This is a genomic window from Microlunatus elymi, assembly GCF_007362775.1.
In the GTDB taxonomy this organism is placed as follows: Bacteria; Actinomycetota; Actinomycetes; order Propionibacteriales; family Propionibacteriaceae; genus Microlunatus; species Microlunatus elymi.
Genome location: NZ_CP041692.1, coordinates 2,215,440 through 2,231,855 on the forward strand (window position 1 = coordinate 2,215,440; position 16,416 = coordinate 2,231,855).

The 16,416-nt window shown below is 67.1% G+C and carries 19 protein-coding genes; 9 read left to right on the top strand and 10 right to left on the bottom strand.

Going from position 1 to position 16,416, the window contains the following annotated elements:
* Nucleotides 1-199 precede the first annotated feature (199 nt).
* From FOE78_RS09945 to FOE78_RS09955, 3 genes are read right to left on the bottom strand one after another with little or no spacing between them, the layout of a single operon-like run.
* A complete protein-coding gene (locus FOE78_RS09945; protein WP_143986149.1) occupies nt 200-1,816 on the bottom strand; it encodes a M1 family metallopeptidase in 1,617 nt (538 codons plus the stop codon).
* A complete protein-coding gene (recO, locus tag FOE78_RS09950) occupies nt 1,803-2,546 on the bottom strand; it encodes a DNA repair protein RecO (protein ID WP_143986150.1) in 744 nt (247 codons plus the stop codon). The genes FOE78_RS09945 and recO overlap by 14 nt, the downstream gene beginning before the upstream one ends.
* Before the next feature lie 34 nt (nt 2,547-2,580).
* A complete protein-coding gene (locus FOE78_RS09955; protein WP_143986151.1) occupies nt 2,581-3,498 on the bottom strand; it encodes a LysR family transcriptional regulator in 918 nt (305 codons plus the stop codon).
* Between the two features lie 107 nt (nt 3,499-3,605).
* On the opposite strand from FOE78_RS09955, the gene FOE78_RS09960 reads away from it, so the two are divergent.
* On the top strand, nt 3,606-4,055 hold the full coding sequence (locus FOE78_RS09960) for a VanZ family protein (protein WP_168207456.1): 450 nt from the start codon (nt 3,606-3,608) through the stop codon (nt 4,053-4,055).
* Here FOE78_RS09960 and FOE78_RS09965 read toward each other — a convergent pair.
* A complete protein-coding gene (locus FOE78_RS09965) occupies nt 4,012-5,328 on the bottom strand; it encodes a glucarate dehydratase family protein (protein ID WP_228266132.1) in 1,317 nt (438 codons plus the stop codon). The two genes, FOE78_RS09960 and FOE78_RS09965, sit on opposite strands and share 44 nt — an antisense overlap.
* 238 nt (nt 5,329-5,566) lie before the next feature.
* Here FOE78_RS09965 and FOE78_RS09970 point away from each other — a divergent pair, with 238 nt between their 5' ends.
* A complete protein-coding gene (locus FOE78_RS09970; protein WP_228266133.1) occupies nt 5,567-6,451 on the top strand; it encodes an isoprenyl transferase in 885 nt (294 codons plus the stop codon).
* Here FOE78_RS09970 and FOE78_RS09975 read toward each other — a convergent pair whose 3' ends face one another.
* The 5 genes from FOE78_RS09975 to FOE78_RS09995 all read right to left on the bottom strand — a co-directional run bounded on the left by FOE78_RS09975 (nt 6,452) and on the right by FOE78_RS09995 (nt 10,429).
* Nucleotides 6,452-7,036, bottom strand: coding sequence for a DUF1707 SHOCT-like domain-containing protein (locus FOE78_RS09975; RefSeq protein WP_143986154.1), 585 nt, complete (start codon nt 7,034-7,036; stop codon nt 6,452-6,454). It abuts the gene before it with no gap.
* 78 nt (nt 7,037-7,114) lie between these two features.
* Nucleotides 7,115-7,552 (bottom strand): Fur family transcriptional regulator, encoded by a 438-nt coding sequence (locus FOE78_RS09980; RefSeq protein ID WP_143986155.1) that lies wholly within the window; start codon nt 7,550-7,552, stop codon nt 7,115-7,117.
* An 18-nt stretch (nt 7,553-7,570) separates the two neighbouring features.
* Complete coding sequence (locus FOE78_RS09985) at nt 7,571-8,572, bottom strand: metal ABC transporter permease (protein WP_407662653.1); 1,002 nt, start codon at nt 8,570-8,572, stop codon at nt 7,571-7,573.
* Nucleotides 8,572-9,456, bottom strand: a complete 885-nt coding sequence (locus FOE78_RS09990) for a metal ABC transporter ATP-binding protein (protein WP_143986156.1) — start codon at nt 9,454-9,456, stop codon at nt 8,572-8,574. The genes FOE78_RS09985 and FOE78_RS09990 overlap by 1 nt, the downstream gene beginning before the upstream one ends.
* Nucleotides 9,457-9,481: 25 nt before the next feature.
* Nucleotides 9,482-10,429 (bottom strand): metal ABC transporter substrate-binding protein, encoded by a 948-nt coding sequence (locus tag FOE78_RS09995; protein WP_228266134.1) that lies wholly within the window; start codon nt 10,427-10,429, stop codon nt 9,482-9,484.
* 220 nt (nt 10,430-10,649) lie between these two features.
* Between FOE78_RS09995 and FOE78_RS10000 the strand changes: the two genes are divergently transcribed.
* Entirely contained in the window at nt 10,650-11,081 is a 432-nt protein-coding gene (locus FOE78_RS10000) for a hypothetical protein (protein ID WP_143986158.1), read from the top strand.
* Between the two features lie 4 nt (nt 11,082-11,085).
* Entirely contained in the window at nt 11,086-11,376 is a 291-nt protein-coding gene (locus FOE78_RS10005) for an antibiotic biosynthesis monooxygenase family protein (protein WP_143986159.1), read from the top strand.
* A gap of 25 nt (nt 11,377-11,401) precedes the next feature.
* Here FOE78_RS10005 and FOE78_RS10010 read toward each other — a convergent pair whose 3' ends face one another.
* Nucleotides 11,402-12,184 (bottom strand): maleylpyruvate isomerase family mycothiol-dependent enzyme, encoded by a 783-nt coding sequence (locus FOE78_RS10010; protein WP_143986160.1) that lies wholly within the window; start codon nt 12,182-12,184, stop codon nt 11,402-11,404.
* A 170-nt stretch (nt 12,185-12,354) separates the two neighbouring features.
* Here FOE78_RS10010 and FOE78_RS10015 point away from each other — a divergent pair, with 170 nt between their 5' ends.
* The 5 genes from FOE78_RS10015 (at nt 12,355) to FOE78_RS10035 (ending at nt 16,313) form a co-directional block, all read left to right on the top strand.
* On the top strand, nt 12,355-13,743 hold the full coding sequence (locus tag FOE78_RS10015; protein ID WP_228266135.1) for a glycine--tRNA ligase: 1,389 nt from the start codon (nt 12,355-12,357) through the stop codon (nt 13,741-13,743).
* A gap of 140 nt (nt 13,744-13,883) precedes the next feature.
* Entirely contained in the window at nt 13,884-14,954 is a 1,071-nt protein-coding gene (dusB, locus tag FOE78_RS10020) for a tRNA dihydrouridine synthase DusB (RefSeq protein ID WP_210414991.1), read from the top strand.
* 48 nt (nt 14,955-15,002) lie between these two features.
* Nucleotides 15,003-15,212 carry a type II toxin-antitoxin system VapB family antitoxin gene (locus FOE78_RS10025; protein WP_143986163.1) on the top strand — a complete coding sequence of 70 codons (210 nt, stop codon included), beginning with the start codon at nt 15,003-15,005 and terminating at the stop codon, nt 15,210-15,212.
* Between the two features lie 71 nt (nt 15,213-15,283).
* Nucleotides 15,284-15,646: a PIN domain-containing protein gene (locus FOE78_RS10030; RefSeq protein WP_266095012.1), complete on the top strand. Its 363-nt coding sequence runs from the start codon at nt 15,284-15,286 to the stop codon at nt 15,644-15,646.
* 70 nt (nt 15,647-15,716) lie between these two features.
* Nucleotides 15,717-16,313 (top strand): hypothetical protein, encoded by a 597-nt coding sequence (locus tag FOE78_RS10035; protein ID WP_143986165.1) that lies wholly within the window; start codon nt 15,717-15,719, stop codon nt 16,311-16,313.
* Nucleotides 16,314-16,416 lie beyond the last annotated feature (103 nt).

A 16,416-nucleotide genomic window follows, 5' to 3' on the forward strand; every position in this document is an offset into this window, starting at 1 on the left:
GTCAACTACTGCGTGCCAGCTTTCGCAAATCGTTGCCGAAGCGTCGGTAAATCGCTTTCCCGACGCCGCTTGGAGAGGGCAGATTACCAACAATCGGAACGTTTCACTTCGGGCCCGTCCCGGCAGCAGGCAGCGGATGGTCGACCCGGAGGACAACCCGGACCTCCGGGATCGGCCCATTCGACGCCAAGCGGCCGCGTCAGCGAAAGCCGTTGGCGGCGGTGCGGGCGGGCACCGTCTCGGCGTAGATCCAGGCGGTGAAGAACGGGGTGAGGTCGATCGTGGTCTGCTGCTGCGCGGCGGCCATCCAGTCCTCCAGGCTGGACGGCTCCCGGCGTTGCACCCACTGCCGGGACAGTCGGAAGAAGGCGTCGTCGCCGATCACGTTCCGCAGCGCCTGCAGCGTCATCGGCCCGCGGTAGTAGACCGCGTCGAAGAGGTGATCCTTGCCCGGATCGTTCATCGGGATCCGCCAGAAGGCCTGATTGTCCTTCAGCCGGTCGTAGTCGGCGTTCAGTTGATCATCGGCGCTGCGGCCCCCCGTCCGCTCGGCCCGCAGCCAGACCGAGAAGGAGGCGTACGCCTCGTTGTCGAAGATGTCGTTCCACTGCTCCATGGTCACGGTGTCGCCGAACCACATGTGCGCCTGCTCGTGGGTGATCAGGTCGGTCGCGTCGTCGGAGGCGATCGCCCGCGCCGCGTAGACCGGCCGGGTCGCCGCCTCCAGACCGTCGTACCAGAGCCGGTGTGCCGGCACGATGCCGCCGAGTTGGTGGTAGGGGTAGGTGCCCCAGTAGCTCGCCAACTGGGCGACGATCTCGGGGGTCCGGGCCAGATTGGCGAACGCCTTCTGCCGGGTTTCCTTCGGCAGCTGGTCCGACACCGCGTACAGGTAGGGCATACCGTCGGCGGTGCCCTTCTTGATCTCGTACTGGCCGATCGAGATGAACGACTGGTAGGTGTCCATCGTCTGGTCGGTGACCCAGCGCCAGCGGTCGTAGGCGCCTCCCCGATTGCCGTCGACGTGGGTGAAGGAGGCCAGCCGTCCGTTGCTGATCGCCTCCATCCCGGCTGGCACGGTGATCGTCACCTGGTACGTCGCGGGATCGTCCGGGTAGTCGTTGGACGGATACCACCAGGCGGCACCCTCGGGTTCGCCGGCGGCGGTCACCTCATCCCCGGTGACGTACCACGGTGTGCTGTTGTTGATCTTGTAATCGGCCGGATTCCCTGCGTAGGAAACGATCACGGTGAACGGCTTTCCGGCCCGCAGTGATCGTTTCGGGGTGATCTTGACGTCGTACGGACTCTCGCGCGCGAACTCGGCTGCGGCATCGCCGACGATCACCGCGCTGACCGGCAACACCAGGTCGAGGTAGAAGGAATCCAGTCGGTGCTCGGCCCGTGCGGTGATCGTGGTCCGGCCAACCAGGGCCTGCGACTGGGGCCGCCAACTGACGTCGATCGCGTACTTCTGCACGTCGTAACCGCCGTTGCCGTAATAGGGATAGTACGGATCGCCGGCGCCGGAACTGCCGTCATTGCGGCTGCCCGGATCGACCGGCTCGACCGGGCCGTACGAATGCGCGTTGCGGTCCAGCGTCCGGGAGACGAACGGGATCACCGCGAGCGCAACGATCATGATCACCACCAGCGAGATGATCATGATGCCGGAGGTCCAGGACCAGCCTTCGTGGATGGTGTGGCGACCATGATCGGCCGGTTGTTGATCATGAGCCGGTCGCACAGGTTGCGGCGGCGGCCGGCCGAAGGTCCGCGCCGGTCGTCGGGTGTTCAGCGGATCATCGCTCGACATGGGCCAGCGACTTCAGGTTCCGGTCCAGATGCCAGGTGGCGTAGGCGGCGGTAAGGCCGCTGGCCTGCCTGACCGCCATCGCCTCGGCATCCCGGGTCCGCGGCCAGTCGCCTTCCAGCAGCGCGCCGAGCAGGGCCAGCGTCTCGGCGGCCGGACGCGCCGACCCGGCCGGGCGGCAGTTCTCGCACACCACCCCACCGGCGGCGGGGGAGAAGGCCTGATGCGGGCCGACCGTGCCGCAGCGGGCGCAGTCGTCGAACGAGGGCGCATAACCCGCGATCGCCAGCGACCGGAGCAGATAGGAGTCCAGGATCATCGACGGCGGCCGCGGTCCGTCGGAGGTGATCCCGGCCTCCAGCACCCGCAGTGCGCCGACCAGCAGCCGATACTGCTGCAGCGCCGGCTCGCCCTCCTCGGCGGCCAGCCGGTCGGCCATCTCCAGCATCGCCTCGCCGGCGGTGTAGCGCGGATAGTCGGCAATCAGTCCCTGACCGAAGGCGTCCAGGGTGACTGCCTGGGTGACGACATCGAGGGTCCGCCCGGTGGCCAGTTGGATGTCGACGTGGCCGAACGGCTCCAGCCGGGCCCCGAACTTGGACGAGGTCCGGCGCACCCCCTTGGCCACCGCCCGGAGCTTGCCGTGCTCGCGGCTGAGCATGGTGACGATCCGATCGGCTTCGCCCAGCTTGTGGGTCCGCAGCACGACGGCCGCGTCACGATAGGTCGGCACTCACACATTCTTCCCCATCGCGGTGACGCTGCAGTCAATCGGTGAACAGCACTCGATCCGTGAGCAGGGCGATCAGCCGGTCCCGGGCCGGATTGATCCGGTCCGGCCGCCAGCAGACCTCCAGCTCGGCGGGGAAGCCGGCCAGGTCGCCGACCGGCAGCAACGTGACCCCCTCGAATCGCAGCGCCCGCGCGGCCTGCGGCACCAGGGCCAGCCCGACCTCTGCCCCGACCAGTGCCAGCGCGGTGTGGATCTGGGTGACGTACTGCCGGATCTCCGGCGTGACGCCGGCGCTGCGGAACGCGGCCAGCGCCAGGTCGTGGAAGTAGCGGGCACCGGCGGGATCGAACATCACCAGCGGCCGACCGTCGAAGTCGCGTACCGACAACTCGGCCGAGCCGGCCAGTTCGCAGCCCGACGGCACCGCGGCCAGCATCGGCTCGGAGGCGACCGGCAGCGAGGTCAGATCGCTGCCGCGGGCCGGTGGCCGGATCAACCCGAGATCGAGGGAGTTCTGATGCAGCGCCTGCAGTTGCGCGCCGGTGACCATCTCGCGCAGCACCAGTTGGACGCCGGGCAGCCGATCGGCGGCCAGCCGCAGCAGGTCGGCGAGGAACTCGTACGCGGTCGCCGCGGTGAAGCCGACCGACACCGTACCGACCTCACCGCCGGGCACGCGGCGCACCGTCGCCCGTGCCTCCTCGGCCAGCGCCAGCAGCCGGCGGGCATCGCCCAGGAACGCCTCGCCGGCCGGAGTCAGTGTGACCCCGCGATGGGACCGTACGAACAACTCGACGCCGAGGTCGCGTTCCAACTGCTGGATCCGGCGACTCAACGGCGGCTGGGTGACGTTCAGCCGTTCGGCGGCGCGGCCGAAGTTCAACTCCTCGGCGACCGTCACGAAGCTCTGCACCAACTCCAGCGACAACACGCCGAGAGCGTATCCGGCCATCCCAGCCCGGTTGACCGTCCGCCCGGAGATGACCGTCCTACGGAGTTGACGGCGCGAATTCCCGCGTTCGGCATCGACGAGCTGCCCGGTGGGGAATGATCAGAGCCATGCTCTGGCGCCGGATCGTGATCTTGCTGATGGTCGGCTACGTTGCGTTCGTCTGCCTGGTCACCATGTCGGTCCGGACCGTCGATGATCGGGTGCCCGGCCTGATCGCGGCGATCCTGGCCCTGGGGTCGCACTACCGGTCGGCGTCCTGGTTCAGCTACACCACGCTGGAGAAGGCGGCCAACGTCGGCATGTTCGTGCCGATCGGGTTCCTGGTCGCTCTGCAGTTCGGGCGATGGTGGGCCGGGCTGCTGTTCGGGCTGTTGTTCAGCCTGCTGATCGAGGGGATTCAGGCCACCCTGCTGGCCGCGACTCGGACCGCCTCGATCAGCGATGTGGTGACGAACACCATCGGCGCAGCCATCGGTGCGCTGCTGGCGGGCCTGCTGCTGTGGCGAGCAGCCGTCACCAGCGAGGTTCCGTCCAGTTCGGATGTACCCGTCGAATAGCCGCCGCGTCGTCGCGATCGCGGATCGGCAGGTCGAGCCAACGCTGATGCAGCCGGTGAAGTTGATCATGGTCCAGCTCGACACCGAGCCCGGGCGCGTCGGTGACCGGCAGCCGTCCGTCGACGAACGTGTGCGGTTCGGTGATCACGTCCTCGGTCTGCCACGGCCGGTGGGTGTCACAGGCGTAGCGCAGGGTCGGGATCGTTGCCGCGACCTGGGTCATCGCGGCCAGACTGACCCCCAGGTGGGTGTTGGAGTGCATCGACAGGCCGACGCCGAAGGTACGGCAGATCGCGGCAAGTTCCTGGGTCGCCCGGAGGCCACCCCAGTAGTGGTGGTCGGACAGCACCACCTGCACCGCGTCGGTGGCGAAGGCGTGCGGGATCTCCTCGAACGAGGTCACGCACATGTTGGTGGCCAGCGGCAGGCTGGTGCCGCGGGCGACCTCGGCCATCTGCTCGGTGCCGGTGGTCGGATCCTCCAGGTATTCGGCGATGGACTCGAGCTCGGCGGCAACCCGCAGACTGGTCGCCACCGACCAGGCGCCGTTGGGATCCAGCCGGACCGGGTGGCCGGGAAACGCCTCGGCCAGTGCCTTGACCGCGGCCACCTCCTGCGCCGGTTCGAACACGCCGCCCTTGAGCTTGAACGAGCCGAATCCGTAGTCGCGAACCATCCGCCGGGCCTGCGCGACGACGCCCTCGGGATCGAGTGCGGCACCCCAGTCGTCCTTCGGCAGCCCCTCGTCGGGGATTTCTGAGCCGCCTTCCCCGGAGCTTCCTGAGCCTGTCGAAGGATGCTCCGCCCAGCGATAGAACAGGTAGGCACTGAACTCGACGCTGTCGCGGACCTTGCCACCCAGCAGCGCGTGCACCGGCAGACCGGTCTCCTGGCCGAGCGCGTCGTAGATCGCCACCTCGAATGCGGAGGCGACACTGCGAGCGGTCTTGGCGATCGTCCGGGCCCCGCGCAACCCGCCGGCCCGGACGCCGGTGTCGATCCGGGACAACTCGATCTGTTCGGCACACTGCCGGACCGTTGACTCGAGGTCGTTGACGCTCAGCGACGAGCCGACCAGCCGGGGCGCGAATTCGTTGGCCAGGTTGAGAAAATCGGTGTCGCCGTAGGTCTCGCCGAGTCCGAGGACGCCGGCCGCCGTCTCCACCTCGATGATCAGCCGGGGCGCGTACGGCTGGTGGACGCCCTGGATGTTCAGCAGTGGCGGATCGCTGATCAGGATCGGCGTCACCCGTACCTCGGTGATCTTGGTCATCGGCTGGCTCCTCATCGGACTGGGTTCGGCCGGACCGCCGGTCCAACCGGACCCTACGCCGCCGGCGGCGCGCCGGTCCAAGACCGGTCCGGCATCGACCGATGCTCCGGCCGCATCGCCGTTGCTCCGCGACAAGCGGTAAAGATGTCGGAGCAGACGGCCCCAACCCCCGTCCGGAGGGGGTTTCGACGCATCTCGTCCGACGTTTTTACCCCTCGGCGGCGGTAGTGTCTGGCCCGTGCCGAGACGGGAACGCAAGCCGGCGACGTACCGCCGCGATCCGATGCCGCCTGGGGCGACGCTCCGCGCCAACACACCACGCAGGGCGACGCTCCGCGTCAACACGCCACCCAAACCGCATCCGTCGGGTGCGCGGCCGCCGGCGATACCGGCCGGCAAGCTGCCGCAGCATGTCGCGATCGTGATGGACGGCAACGGTCGCTGGGCCAAGGCCCGCAATCTTCCGCGCACCGACGGGCACGCCGCCGGCGAGGCGTCGTTGTTCGACGTGATCGAGGGCGCCATCGAGGTGGGCGTGAAATACCTGTCGGCCTACGCGTTCTCGACGGAGAACTGGCGGCGGTCGCCGGACGAGGTGCGCTGGCTGATGGGGTTCAACCGGGACGTCATCCACCGTCGCCGCGACGAGTTGGATGCGATGGGTGTCCGGATCCGCTGGGCCGGTCGCCGGCCGCGGTTGTGGCGCAGTGTGATCAGTGAGCTGGAGTCGGCGGAGGCGCAGTCGGCGGGCAACGACGTGCTGACGCTGCAGTTCTGCGTCAATTACGGTGGCCGGGCCGAGATCGTCGACGCTGCTCGGCGGATCGCGCAGCGGGCCGCCGCCGGCGAGCTGAATCCGGACAAGCTGACCGAGGCGACCTTCCGGAACTATCTCGACGAGCCGGAGATTCCCGATGTCGATCTGTTCGTCCGGTCCTCGGGGGAGCAGCGCACGTCGAACTTTCTGCTGTGGCAGTCCGCGTACGCAGAGATGGTGTTCCTTGATCAACTGTGGCCGGACTTCGACCGCCGTGATCTGTGGCGGGCGATCGAGCTCTACGTCGATCGGGATCGCCGTTACGGTGGCGCAATTCCCAACGTGGTCGAGGATTCCGGCCGGTGATCAGTTGGATCGGCCGCGGATCCAGTCGATGAAGCGGCGGCGTGGGTAGCGGGCCTTGATCACCCCGGCGCCCACGGTCCCGACAACCCGGACGACGTGACGAGCCGTTGCCGGATCGCCACCGACCTTGTTGGGCACCCGGCCGGCGCCGCTGGACACGTCGTCCATCACCACCGCCCAATCGTGCGGGACGACCAGCACGATGCGGCCCGACTTTGCGGTGGCGCGGACCAGCACCTCCCGCCCGGGCACTCGCGCCCCGGTGAAGTCGAGCTTGATCGAACCCGAGTCCACCTGGGCAGTGATCTCGGCCGGTGCGGACCACACTCCGGTACGGCGCAGGAATCCGCTCTTGGTGGTCAGCGTCAGCGGCTTGGTGTCTGCGGGTTCAAGATCAACTGTGGTCGCGGCCACCTCGGCGCGGGTCTTGGCCCGGTAGACGGCGGTCAGCCGCTCGTCCAACTCGGACAGCTCCAGCCGTCCGTCGCTGACCGCGGCCCGCAACTGCTCGGCCGCGGCCTCGCGATCGTGATCGCTGGCGCGCACCATCGGCGCGGGCAGCGGGCTTTCCGAATCCTGTGACACGTTGCTGATGATAGGCCGTACGGGCGCCGTTGTTCGCCTATCAGGGGCCGATCCGGCAAGGACGACCAGCTGCCGCCGTCAGCAATCGCCGCAGGTGCCGAAGATCTCCAGTTCATGATCAACATCGCGGAAGCCGTACTTGGCCGCGACCGCGTTCGCCCACTTCTCCACCGTGGGGCCGGAGATCTCCACCGTACGGCCACAACTGCGGCAGACCAGGTGATGATGATGGCCGCCGGAACAGCGGCGGTAACTCATCTCGCCGTCGCTGGTACGGATCGCGTCGACCTCGCCGCTGTCGGCCATCAGCTGCAGCGTCCGGTACACGGTGGTCAGGCCTACCGCCGCGTCCGAATGCCGCAACTCGTCGTGGATCTGTTGTGCGGTTCGGAAATCGGTGCCCGCCGACAGCACCTTGTCCACCGCTGCCCGCTGCCTGGTCCGGCGTTGCGGAGCGCCGGACTTGCCGGCTCCGCCGGTGGAAACGGCCTCACTCCTGGAGTCAGCCTCGCTCATCGAAACCACGCTCGCTCCTCAGTGCTCGTCGTAATGATCACGATGGACGGCGTGCCGGTGGCCGTCGTGGACATAGTCGACGTGATCACCGTGCTGCACCGACGGATGATCACAGTCCGGATCGCCGTGCTGGTGCGGATGGGTCCCGGCCAGCACGTGCGGTGACCTGATGCCGGGCGGTTCGGCCGACTGCGGCAGCGTGATCGGCATACGACGTCGGCGTCGCAGCAGCGCCGACACCGGCCAACTGATCGCGAACACCGCGATCGCCAGCACCACGATCAACGCACCGGGGGCGGCGTTGGCGTAGTACGAACCGGCCGCACCGCCGACCGAGACCACGACCCCGATCGCCATCGCACAACCCAACGAGGCATAGAAACCCGGTACCAGATTGTTGGCCGCGGCGACCGGGACCACCATCAGCGCGCTGACCAGCAGCAGCCCGACGGTACGCATCGAGAGCGACACCGTGATCGCCGCCAAGATCACCACCAGGATGTTGTAGAACCGCACCCGCAACCCGAGTACACGGGCGAAGTCCTCATCCGCACTGACCGCGAACAGCTGCGGGGCAAGGCCGATCGTCGGAATCAGCACCACCACCGCGAGCACACCGATCATGATCAGATCGGACGGGCTGACCGCGGTCAGCGAACCGAACAGATATTGCGACAGCGCGCCGGTGCCGCCACCGGCGAACGCCGACATCAACACACCGGCCGCCAGTCCGCCGTAGAACAAGATCGCCAGGCCGACGTCGCCGGTGGCCTTGCCGCGCTGCCGCAGGATCTCCACCGTCACCGAACCGGCCACGCAGACCAGCACCGCAACCGGCAACGGCGCACTCCCGGTCAGCAGCGCCAGACCGACGCCGGCGATCGCGACGTGACCGAGACCGTCGCCGAGCAGGCTGAGTCGTCGCTGCACGATGTAGGCACCGATCGCCGGCGCGATCAGCCCGGTCAGCAACGCAGCGATCAACGCCCGTTGCATGAACGGGTAATGCAGGACCCAGATCATGATTCGCTCCTGCCCGATGACGCCGACGGTGGTTGCAGAGGACCGGAGCTGGGAGGCAAGGTTCCGTAGCTGGGAAGGAAGGGCCCTGAGCTTGCCGAAGGGCCGGAAATCTCACCCACCTCGTGCCCACCGTGCCCGGCCCGTTGGTGATCATGAAGCTCGGTGGCCGAACGGGGCAGTTCGCCGTCGTGCACGATCCGGCCGTCCCGCAGCACGATCGCCCGATCGACCAACGGCGTCAGCGGACCGATCTCGTGCAGCACAACCAGGATCGCCATCCCGCGGCGCAGCAGCTCGGTCAGCACATCGGCCAGGATCTGCTGGTGTTCAAGATCAACTCCGGCGGTCGGCTCGTCCAGCACCAGCAGCCGCGGTTCGGCCGCCAGCGCGCGGGCGATCAATACTCGCTGCTGTTGGCCACCGGACAACTGCTGCATCTCGGCCTGCGCCCGGTCGGCGAGCCCGACGACCTGGAGCGCCTCACCGATCACCTGCCGGTCCTTGGCCCGCGGCGGGACGAAGGGCAGCCGATGACCGAGCCGACCGGAGCCGACGATCTCGTTCACCTTCGCCCGGGTCAGGTCGATGGTGGACCGTTGCGGCACGTAGCCGACCTTGGACCAGTCACGGAAGCGCCCGATCTCGGTGCCGAACAGCCGAACCGAGCCGCGGCGCAACGCGGTCAGGCCCAGCAGGGCTCGTACCAGGGTGGACTTGCCCGAACCGTTCCCGCCGAGCAGAGCCACCGTCTCGCCGCGATGGACGGCCAGCGAGATGCCGCGCAGCACCGGCAGTCCGCCCAGCTCCACCGACACGTCGCGGGCGGTCAGCACCGGCTCCCGCTGGGTCACCGGCTGCGCGTCCTGCTGGTCGTCGGCCATCGCACCATCATCGAGGATCGTCATCTCAGCTGCACCCGTTCGCCTTCTCCAGTGCGGTGAGATTGGACTTCATCACCGCAAGATAGTTCGTCCCACGTGATTGTTCGGTGATGCCCTCGATCGGATCGAGCACATCGGTTCGCAGACCAAGATCACGAGCGATCGACTGGGCCACCGCCGGCGAGGCGAGGGTCTCGTAGAAGATCGTGGTCACGTCGTACTTGCTGATCTGGTGTTGCACCTCGGCGATTCGTGCCGGCGACGGTTCGTTGTCCGGACTCAGGCCGCTGATGCTGATCTGCTGCAGGCCGTAGCGTTCTGCCAGGTAGCCGAAGGCGGCATGCGAGGTGACGAATTCCGTACGCTGGCAGGTTTTCAGGCCCTCGCGGTAGCTGTCGTCGAGCTGACGAAGATCAGCATCGAGTGCGCCCACGTTCTTGTGATAGTCGGCGGCATGATCGGGATCGATCTTGGTCAGCTTGTCCGCCACCGCATCGGTGATCTTGATCATGTTGTTCGGATCCAGCCAGACATGGGGATCCAGGTTGGCGTTGCCGGCGTGATCATGATCGTCGTGCTCGTCCTCGCCGAGCGGCCCGTGATCTTGCAGCGGGACGACGCTGGTGGTGTCGAGCACGTTCTGGTTGCCGCTCTGCGCAACCGCCTCGTCCACCGCAGCCTGGAAGTGCTGCTCATAGACGACGAGGTCGGCGTCGGTGACACTGCCGACCTGTTTGGGCGTCAGCTCGAGGTCGTGCGGCTCGGCGCCGGGCTTGGTCAGGCTTTCCACGGTCGCGTGAGAACCCGCGACGCGCTCGGCCACGAACTGGAACGGATAGAAGCTCGCGACGATCCGCAGCTGACCGGGCCGCGATCCGTCCGAGCCTGTCCCGGTGACGGCCCCACAGGCGGCGAGCAGAAGGAGAGAACCGATGCCGAGCAGCAGGCCGAGCGCGCGCGGGAAGATTGGCATGAAAACCATTTTCAATAACGGCTGACCGGAAGTCAAGTCCGACGATCGCTGTTGCCGTCGCTTCGGTCACTCCCGCACCCGAAACGTGCCGCCGCACCCGAAATCTCGGGTGCGGCGGCAGGTTGTGGGTGCGGCTGAGCCACGGCTCCGCTAGCGTGCGCTGCGCCCGGGGCTCGTGTCTCGCGGGCACGACACTGGAGCGATCACGAGAGCGGGAGACATGAGGGTGAAGAGGGTTGCGTTGGCGGCGTCGATGATGGTGCTCGCGCTGGTGGCGATCGCGGTTCCGGCGAAGCAGGCATCGGCGGCCGCATACACCAATGGACCGATCGCGCTGAAGAGTCGCGCCTACTGCGAGGCCGGAAAACTCGTCACCTGGAAGCGGCTGGTCTCCGACAGCGGGAGCGTCCAGGGCCGGGTCTACGCCTACCGCCGGGATCACCGGATCTGCGTCTTCGTGGTCGATCGGCTTCCCGGCGCACACGCGATGCGGGCGCAGATCTCCAGCAAGAGTCTGAACGGGTGGGACCAGGGGACCTACAACGAGTACGCCGGTGCAATGGTCGCGCCGCCACATGTCTGCGTGTACGCGTTCGGCAGCCTGGTGGTCAACGGCAAGTTCTACGACCGCAGGGTCTGGGTCGGATGCTGAGTCAATGATCGCGATCAGCCGCTTCCGGGTGCCCGAGGAGCGCACCGAGGACTTCGTCGTGCACGCCCGGGCCGCCATCGACGCGTTGTCCCAGGCCGACGGCTTCCTCACCGGCGACCTCGGCCGCAACCTCGACGAGCCGACGCTGTGGACCGTCAGCACCCGCTGGCGCAACGTCGGCTCGTACCGTCGCGGGCTCGGCACCTATCAGGCCCGGATGGCCGCCGTACCGCTGCTGAGCCTGGCCATCGACGAGCCGTCGGCGTACGAGGATCCGGTCAACTTCGACCTGTGAGCCCGGTGTTCTGTCACCACGAGGGCTACTGGATGCCCGACTCCATCAGCGCGTCCAGGGCCGCTCGGGCCGGCTCGTCGCCGGAGATGTCGACGCTGCCACCGCGGGTCCAGGCCCACAGAGCAAGATCAACAACGGGTGCGGTGACCTTCGCGGTCGGTTCGCCGTCGGATGCTCGTACGGCGCGGGGAAAGTCCCAGACCTTGCCTGACTCCGGCTCCGTACCGGACCAGTGGCCGACCTCGACCAGCCAGCGTTGACCGCTGCCGTCGGCGACGAACTCGATCACCGCCTGCGGCTCGTAGCTGGCCCACGGTTCGAGCCAGCCCCACATCACGTCCACGCAGTGGTCGATCGCGCCTGCGGCCACCTCGTCGGAGATCGGGCTGATCGGCCTGCCCGCGGTCAACTCTGCGTCGACCCGGTGCATGGTCGCCTCGTAGGTCTGCATCCGGCGGGTGAAACCCACGGTCTGATCCGGCGGCCACCAGGACCAACGCGGCTCCGCGTCGTCCAGCTCGGACAGTTGTTCCAGCAGTTGCCGGGTCGCTTGCTCGCGCAGTGGCAGCGTCTCGGCGATGGTCTTCGGGCGGTCCGGCTTGGCACTCTCGATCGTCGCCAGGGCCTCTTCGTCCCGGATCCGGCCGGCCAGGATTCCGGCCCAGAACAGATGCACCTCGGTCAGATGCCAGAGCAGATCGGCCGCATTCCAGTCCGGGCAGGTGGGCACCCGCGCCCGCGGATCCGCGTCCGCCAGCACCTCGGCAAACCGTCGCGCCTCGTCATCGATGACCGCAAGCCTGTCCATGCCCGCCAACCTAACGGACCTGTCAGCGCCAGAGTGCGCTGTAGCGACTCCTGACGCTGACAGGTCGGCGGTGGTTTTCGCTTCGCGCCGGGACGGGGCGATCAACTAGCCTGAAGCCCGACCGTGCGGGCGCCAGCCGGGTGTCCGCTCACAGCGTGGAGAGAGTTTTCGTGGCCAAGAGCAAGCTCGACGACGTCATCAGCCTGTGCAAGCGCAGGGGGTTCGTGTTCCAGTCCGGTGAGATCTACGGCGGTACGCGTTCGGCCTGGGACTACGGGCCGTTCGGCGTCGAGCTGAAGGAGAACATCAAGCGGCAGTGGTGGAAGTCGATGGTCACCGGCCGCGACGATGTGGTCGGCCTGGACTCGGCGATCATCCTGCCCAAGCAGACCTGGGTCGCCTCCGGCCACGTCGGCGTCTTCACCGACCCGCTGGTCGAATGCCTGAACTGCCATCAGCGGTTCCGTGCCGATCACCTGCAGGAGGCGTACGCCGCCAAGCGGGACATCGACGACCCGGACACCGTCACCTTCGATCTGCTCAACTGCCCGAACTGCGGCACCAAGGGCAAGTGGACGCCGCCGCGGGACTTCAACATGATGTTGAAGACCTACCTGGGGGTGATCGAGGACGAGTCCGGGCTGCACTACCTGCGGCCGGAGACCGCGCAGGGCATCTTTCTGAACTTCAACAACGTGCTCACCGTGGCGCGGAAGAAGCCGCCGTTCGGCATCGCGCAGACCGGCAAGTCCTTCCGCAACGAGATCACTCCCGGCAACTTCATCTTCCGCACCCGCGAGTTCGAGCAGATGGAGATGGAGTTCTTCGTCGAGCCGGGCACCGACGAACAGTGGCACCAGTACTGGATCGACACCCGCCGAGACTGGTATGTCGATCTTGGAATCGCTGCCGACAACCTGCGCTTGTATGAGCACGCGCAGGAGAAGTTGTCGCATTATTCCAAGCGGACGGTCGATATCGAGTACCGCTTCGAGTTCCCGGGCAACGAGTGGGGCGAGCTGGAGGGCATCGCCAACCGGACCGACTTTGATCTTGGAACCCACTCCAAGCACTCCGGCACCGACCTGTCCTATTTCGATCAGGCCAAGGGCGAGCGCTACATCCCGTACGTGATCGAGCCGGCCGGCGGTGTCACCCGCTCGCTGATGGCGTTCCTGGTGGACGCGTACACCGAGGACGAGGCGCCCAACACCAAGGGCGGGGTGGACAAGCGGACTGTGCTCAAGCTCGACCCGCGACTCGCGCCGGTCAAGGCCGCCGTGCTGCCGCTGTCCCGCAACGAGCAGCTGTCGCCGAAGGCTCGTGATCTTGCCGCCGAGCTGCGCAAGCACTGGAACGTCGACTTCGACGACGCCCAGGCGATCGGTCGCCGCTACCGCCGCCAGGACGAGATCGGTACGCCGTACTGCATAACCGTCGATTTCGACACCCTGGAAGACGATGCGGTCACCGTTCGTGAACGCGACACCATGACCCAGGAGAGGGTCAGCCTGGACAAGGTCTCCGAGTACCTGGCCCCGAAGCTGATCGGCTGCTGATCTTGGTCTCTCAGCTCGTCAATCCAGCCCTTCGACAAGCTCCGGGCCCTTCCTCGGCTCCTGAGCAAGGCGCCGGACCGAAGGTTCGGCCACTGCGGCTGGGCACGCTCACGGTCGACACCCCGGTGGTGCTGGCGCCGATGGCCGGCATCACCAACGCCGCCTACCGCCAACTCTGCCGGGAACAGGGTGCGGGACTGTACGTGTGCGAGATGATCACCTCGCGCGGCATCGTCGAGCGGGACGCCAAGACGCTGGACATGCTGCAGTTCGACCCGGGGGAGAGCACCCGTAGCGTGCAGCTCTACGGCACCGACCCGTACTACATGGCCGAGGCGGCCAAGATCCTCTGTGGCGACTTCGGCGTCGGCCACGTGGACATGAACTTCGGCTGCCCGGTGCCGAAGGTCACCCGCAAGGGCGGCGGTGCGGCGTTGCCGTGGAAGCGGGATCTGATGGAGGCGATCCTGCGCGCTGTGGTGAACGCCGCAGAACCGTACGCGGTCCCGGTCACCTGCAAGACCCGCAAGGGCATCGACGATGATCATCTGACCTACCTCGATGCCGGCCGGATCGCCGAACAGGCAGGGATATCGGCCATCGCGCTGCACGGCCGTACGGCTCAACAGGCCTACTCCGGCACCGCCGACTGGGACGCGATCGCGGCGCTCGTTGATCATGTCGACATCCCGGTGCTCGGCAACGGTGACATCTGGGAGGCGGCTGATGCGCTGCGGATGATCGAGCACACCGGCGCCGCCGGAGTGGTGATCGGCCGTGGTTGCCTCGGCCGTCCCTGGCTGTTCCGTGATCTTGCCGACGCCTTCGCGGGCCGGCCGACGCGTACGTTGCCGACGTCCGGTGAGGTGGCGACCATGGTCCGCCGGCACGCCGAACTGCTGGCCGGCCTGATGACCGAGCAGCGCGGGTGTGCCGACCTGCGCAAGCACATGTCCTGGTACTTCAAGGGATTCCCGGTCGGCGGCGACATCCGCCGCAACCTCGGCATGATCTCCAGCCTCACCGAGCTCGATGATCATCTTTCCCGGTTGGACCCGGATCTTCCTTACCCGGTTGAGGAATTCGGCAAACCGCGCGGACGGCAAGGCTCCCCACGCAGCAAGGTTGCGCTGCCCGAGGGCTGGCTCGCCGACACCTGCGGACTTGATCTTGAACTCTCCGGCGCCGAGATCGGCGTCTCCGGCGGGTAGTGACCGCAGTATTGCTGATGATTGACATGTGGATATATCATCAGCAATATGAAGACGATGATTGACCTGGACGACGAGGCACTCGCTCAGGCGGCGCGGGAGCTCGGTACGACGACCAAGAAGGATACGGTCAACGCTGCGCTCGCGTTCGTCGCGGCGCGTAGGAAGCGGATCGAGCAGCTTCTGGATGATCCGTACTCATCGGGGGTCGGGCCCGACATCGGTGACGAGCAGATCATGAAGACCGCTCGTCGGTGATGACTGAGTTGGTCGGAGGTCGCCATTACTTGATCGACACGTCAGTGCTTGCTCGACACAAGAACCCCAGAGTGCATGAGGTCGTTGCAGGACTGATCGCGGACAGGCTCGCGGCGACGTGCGCCACGATTGACCTCGAGGCGGGGTACTCGGGACGCGACTTCGCCGAGGTCGAGGCCATCCAACTTCGCAGACGCGACCTTTATCGGTTACTTCCGTTGACGGAGGAGGCGGCCGAACGGGCCCGGGAGGTTCAGCTGCGGATGGCGAAGCGCGGTCACCACAGGGCTGCCGGGGTTTTCGATCTGCTGTCGGCCGCAGCGGCTGAACTGAACGGGGCGGTGATCCTGCACTACGACCACGACTTTGAGCACATCGCAGCGGTCACCGGGCAGCCACAGGTCTGGGTTGTGCCGCCGGGATCGATCGATTGATCCGCCTCCGGCCGCCAGTTCCAGCCCGACCTCTACCCTGCGGGCCTCGGTGGCGTGGTTTGCTATCGCCGTGCTCAACTCGGATGCCGGAGGGCCGGCGGTGGTCACTGTCTGCAAGCAGAAGCTGCACGGCGGTCGCGGCTGCTGGCAGGCGTACGCAGTTGATCATGACGCGGACGGGCTCTGGCTGTTCACGCCGGCGGGCTCGATCTTCCGCTCGACCGACGGACACAGTGACGAGCAGTGTTCGGTCGAAGGCGGGGATCAGCCGGGGCTGGACTCGCTGATCCTGGTCCCCGACCCAGGGCAGCACTGGCTGGCCACCTGGCGGGTGCCGGAACGAGCGCTGCACATCAGCATCGAGATCTGCGACTGGATCCGCCGAGGCGCCGACGTGATTTGCTTCCTGGATTGGGAATTGGACCCGTTCCGGCTCCGTTCGGGGCTGGTCGCGGTGGAAGATCTCGACGACTTCGCCGAGGTTCGTACCGCCGGACTGTTATCGGATGACGATGCCGAGCGGGCACTGTCGGCAGCGGCCTGGGCCGAGCGAAGCCTTCGCCGTCGACGTGCGCCGTTCGACGAGCGCTCTGATCAACGACTGGCCGAGGCCGGTCGACTCGGGCTGCCGCCGTTGACCGACGTACCGCATCCGCTCGACCTGTGAACTGACAGCCGCGCGCAAGATCGTCTCCCGCACCGGATATCGGCCCTGGCCGGACTCAGCCGCGCGCGAAATCTTCTCTCGCACCCGATATTTCGCGCGCGCT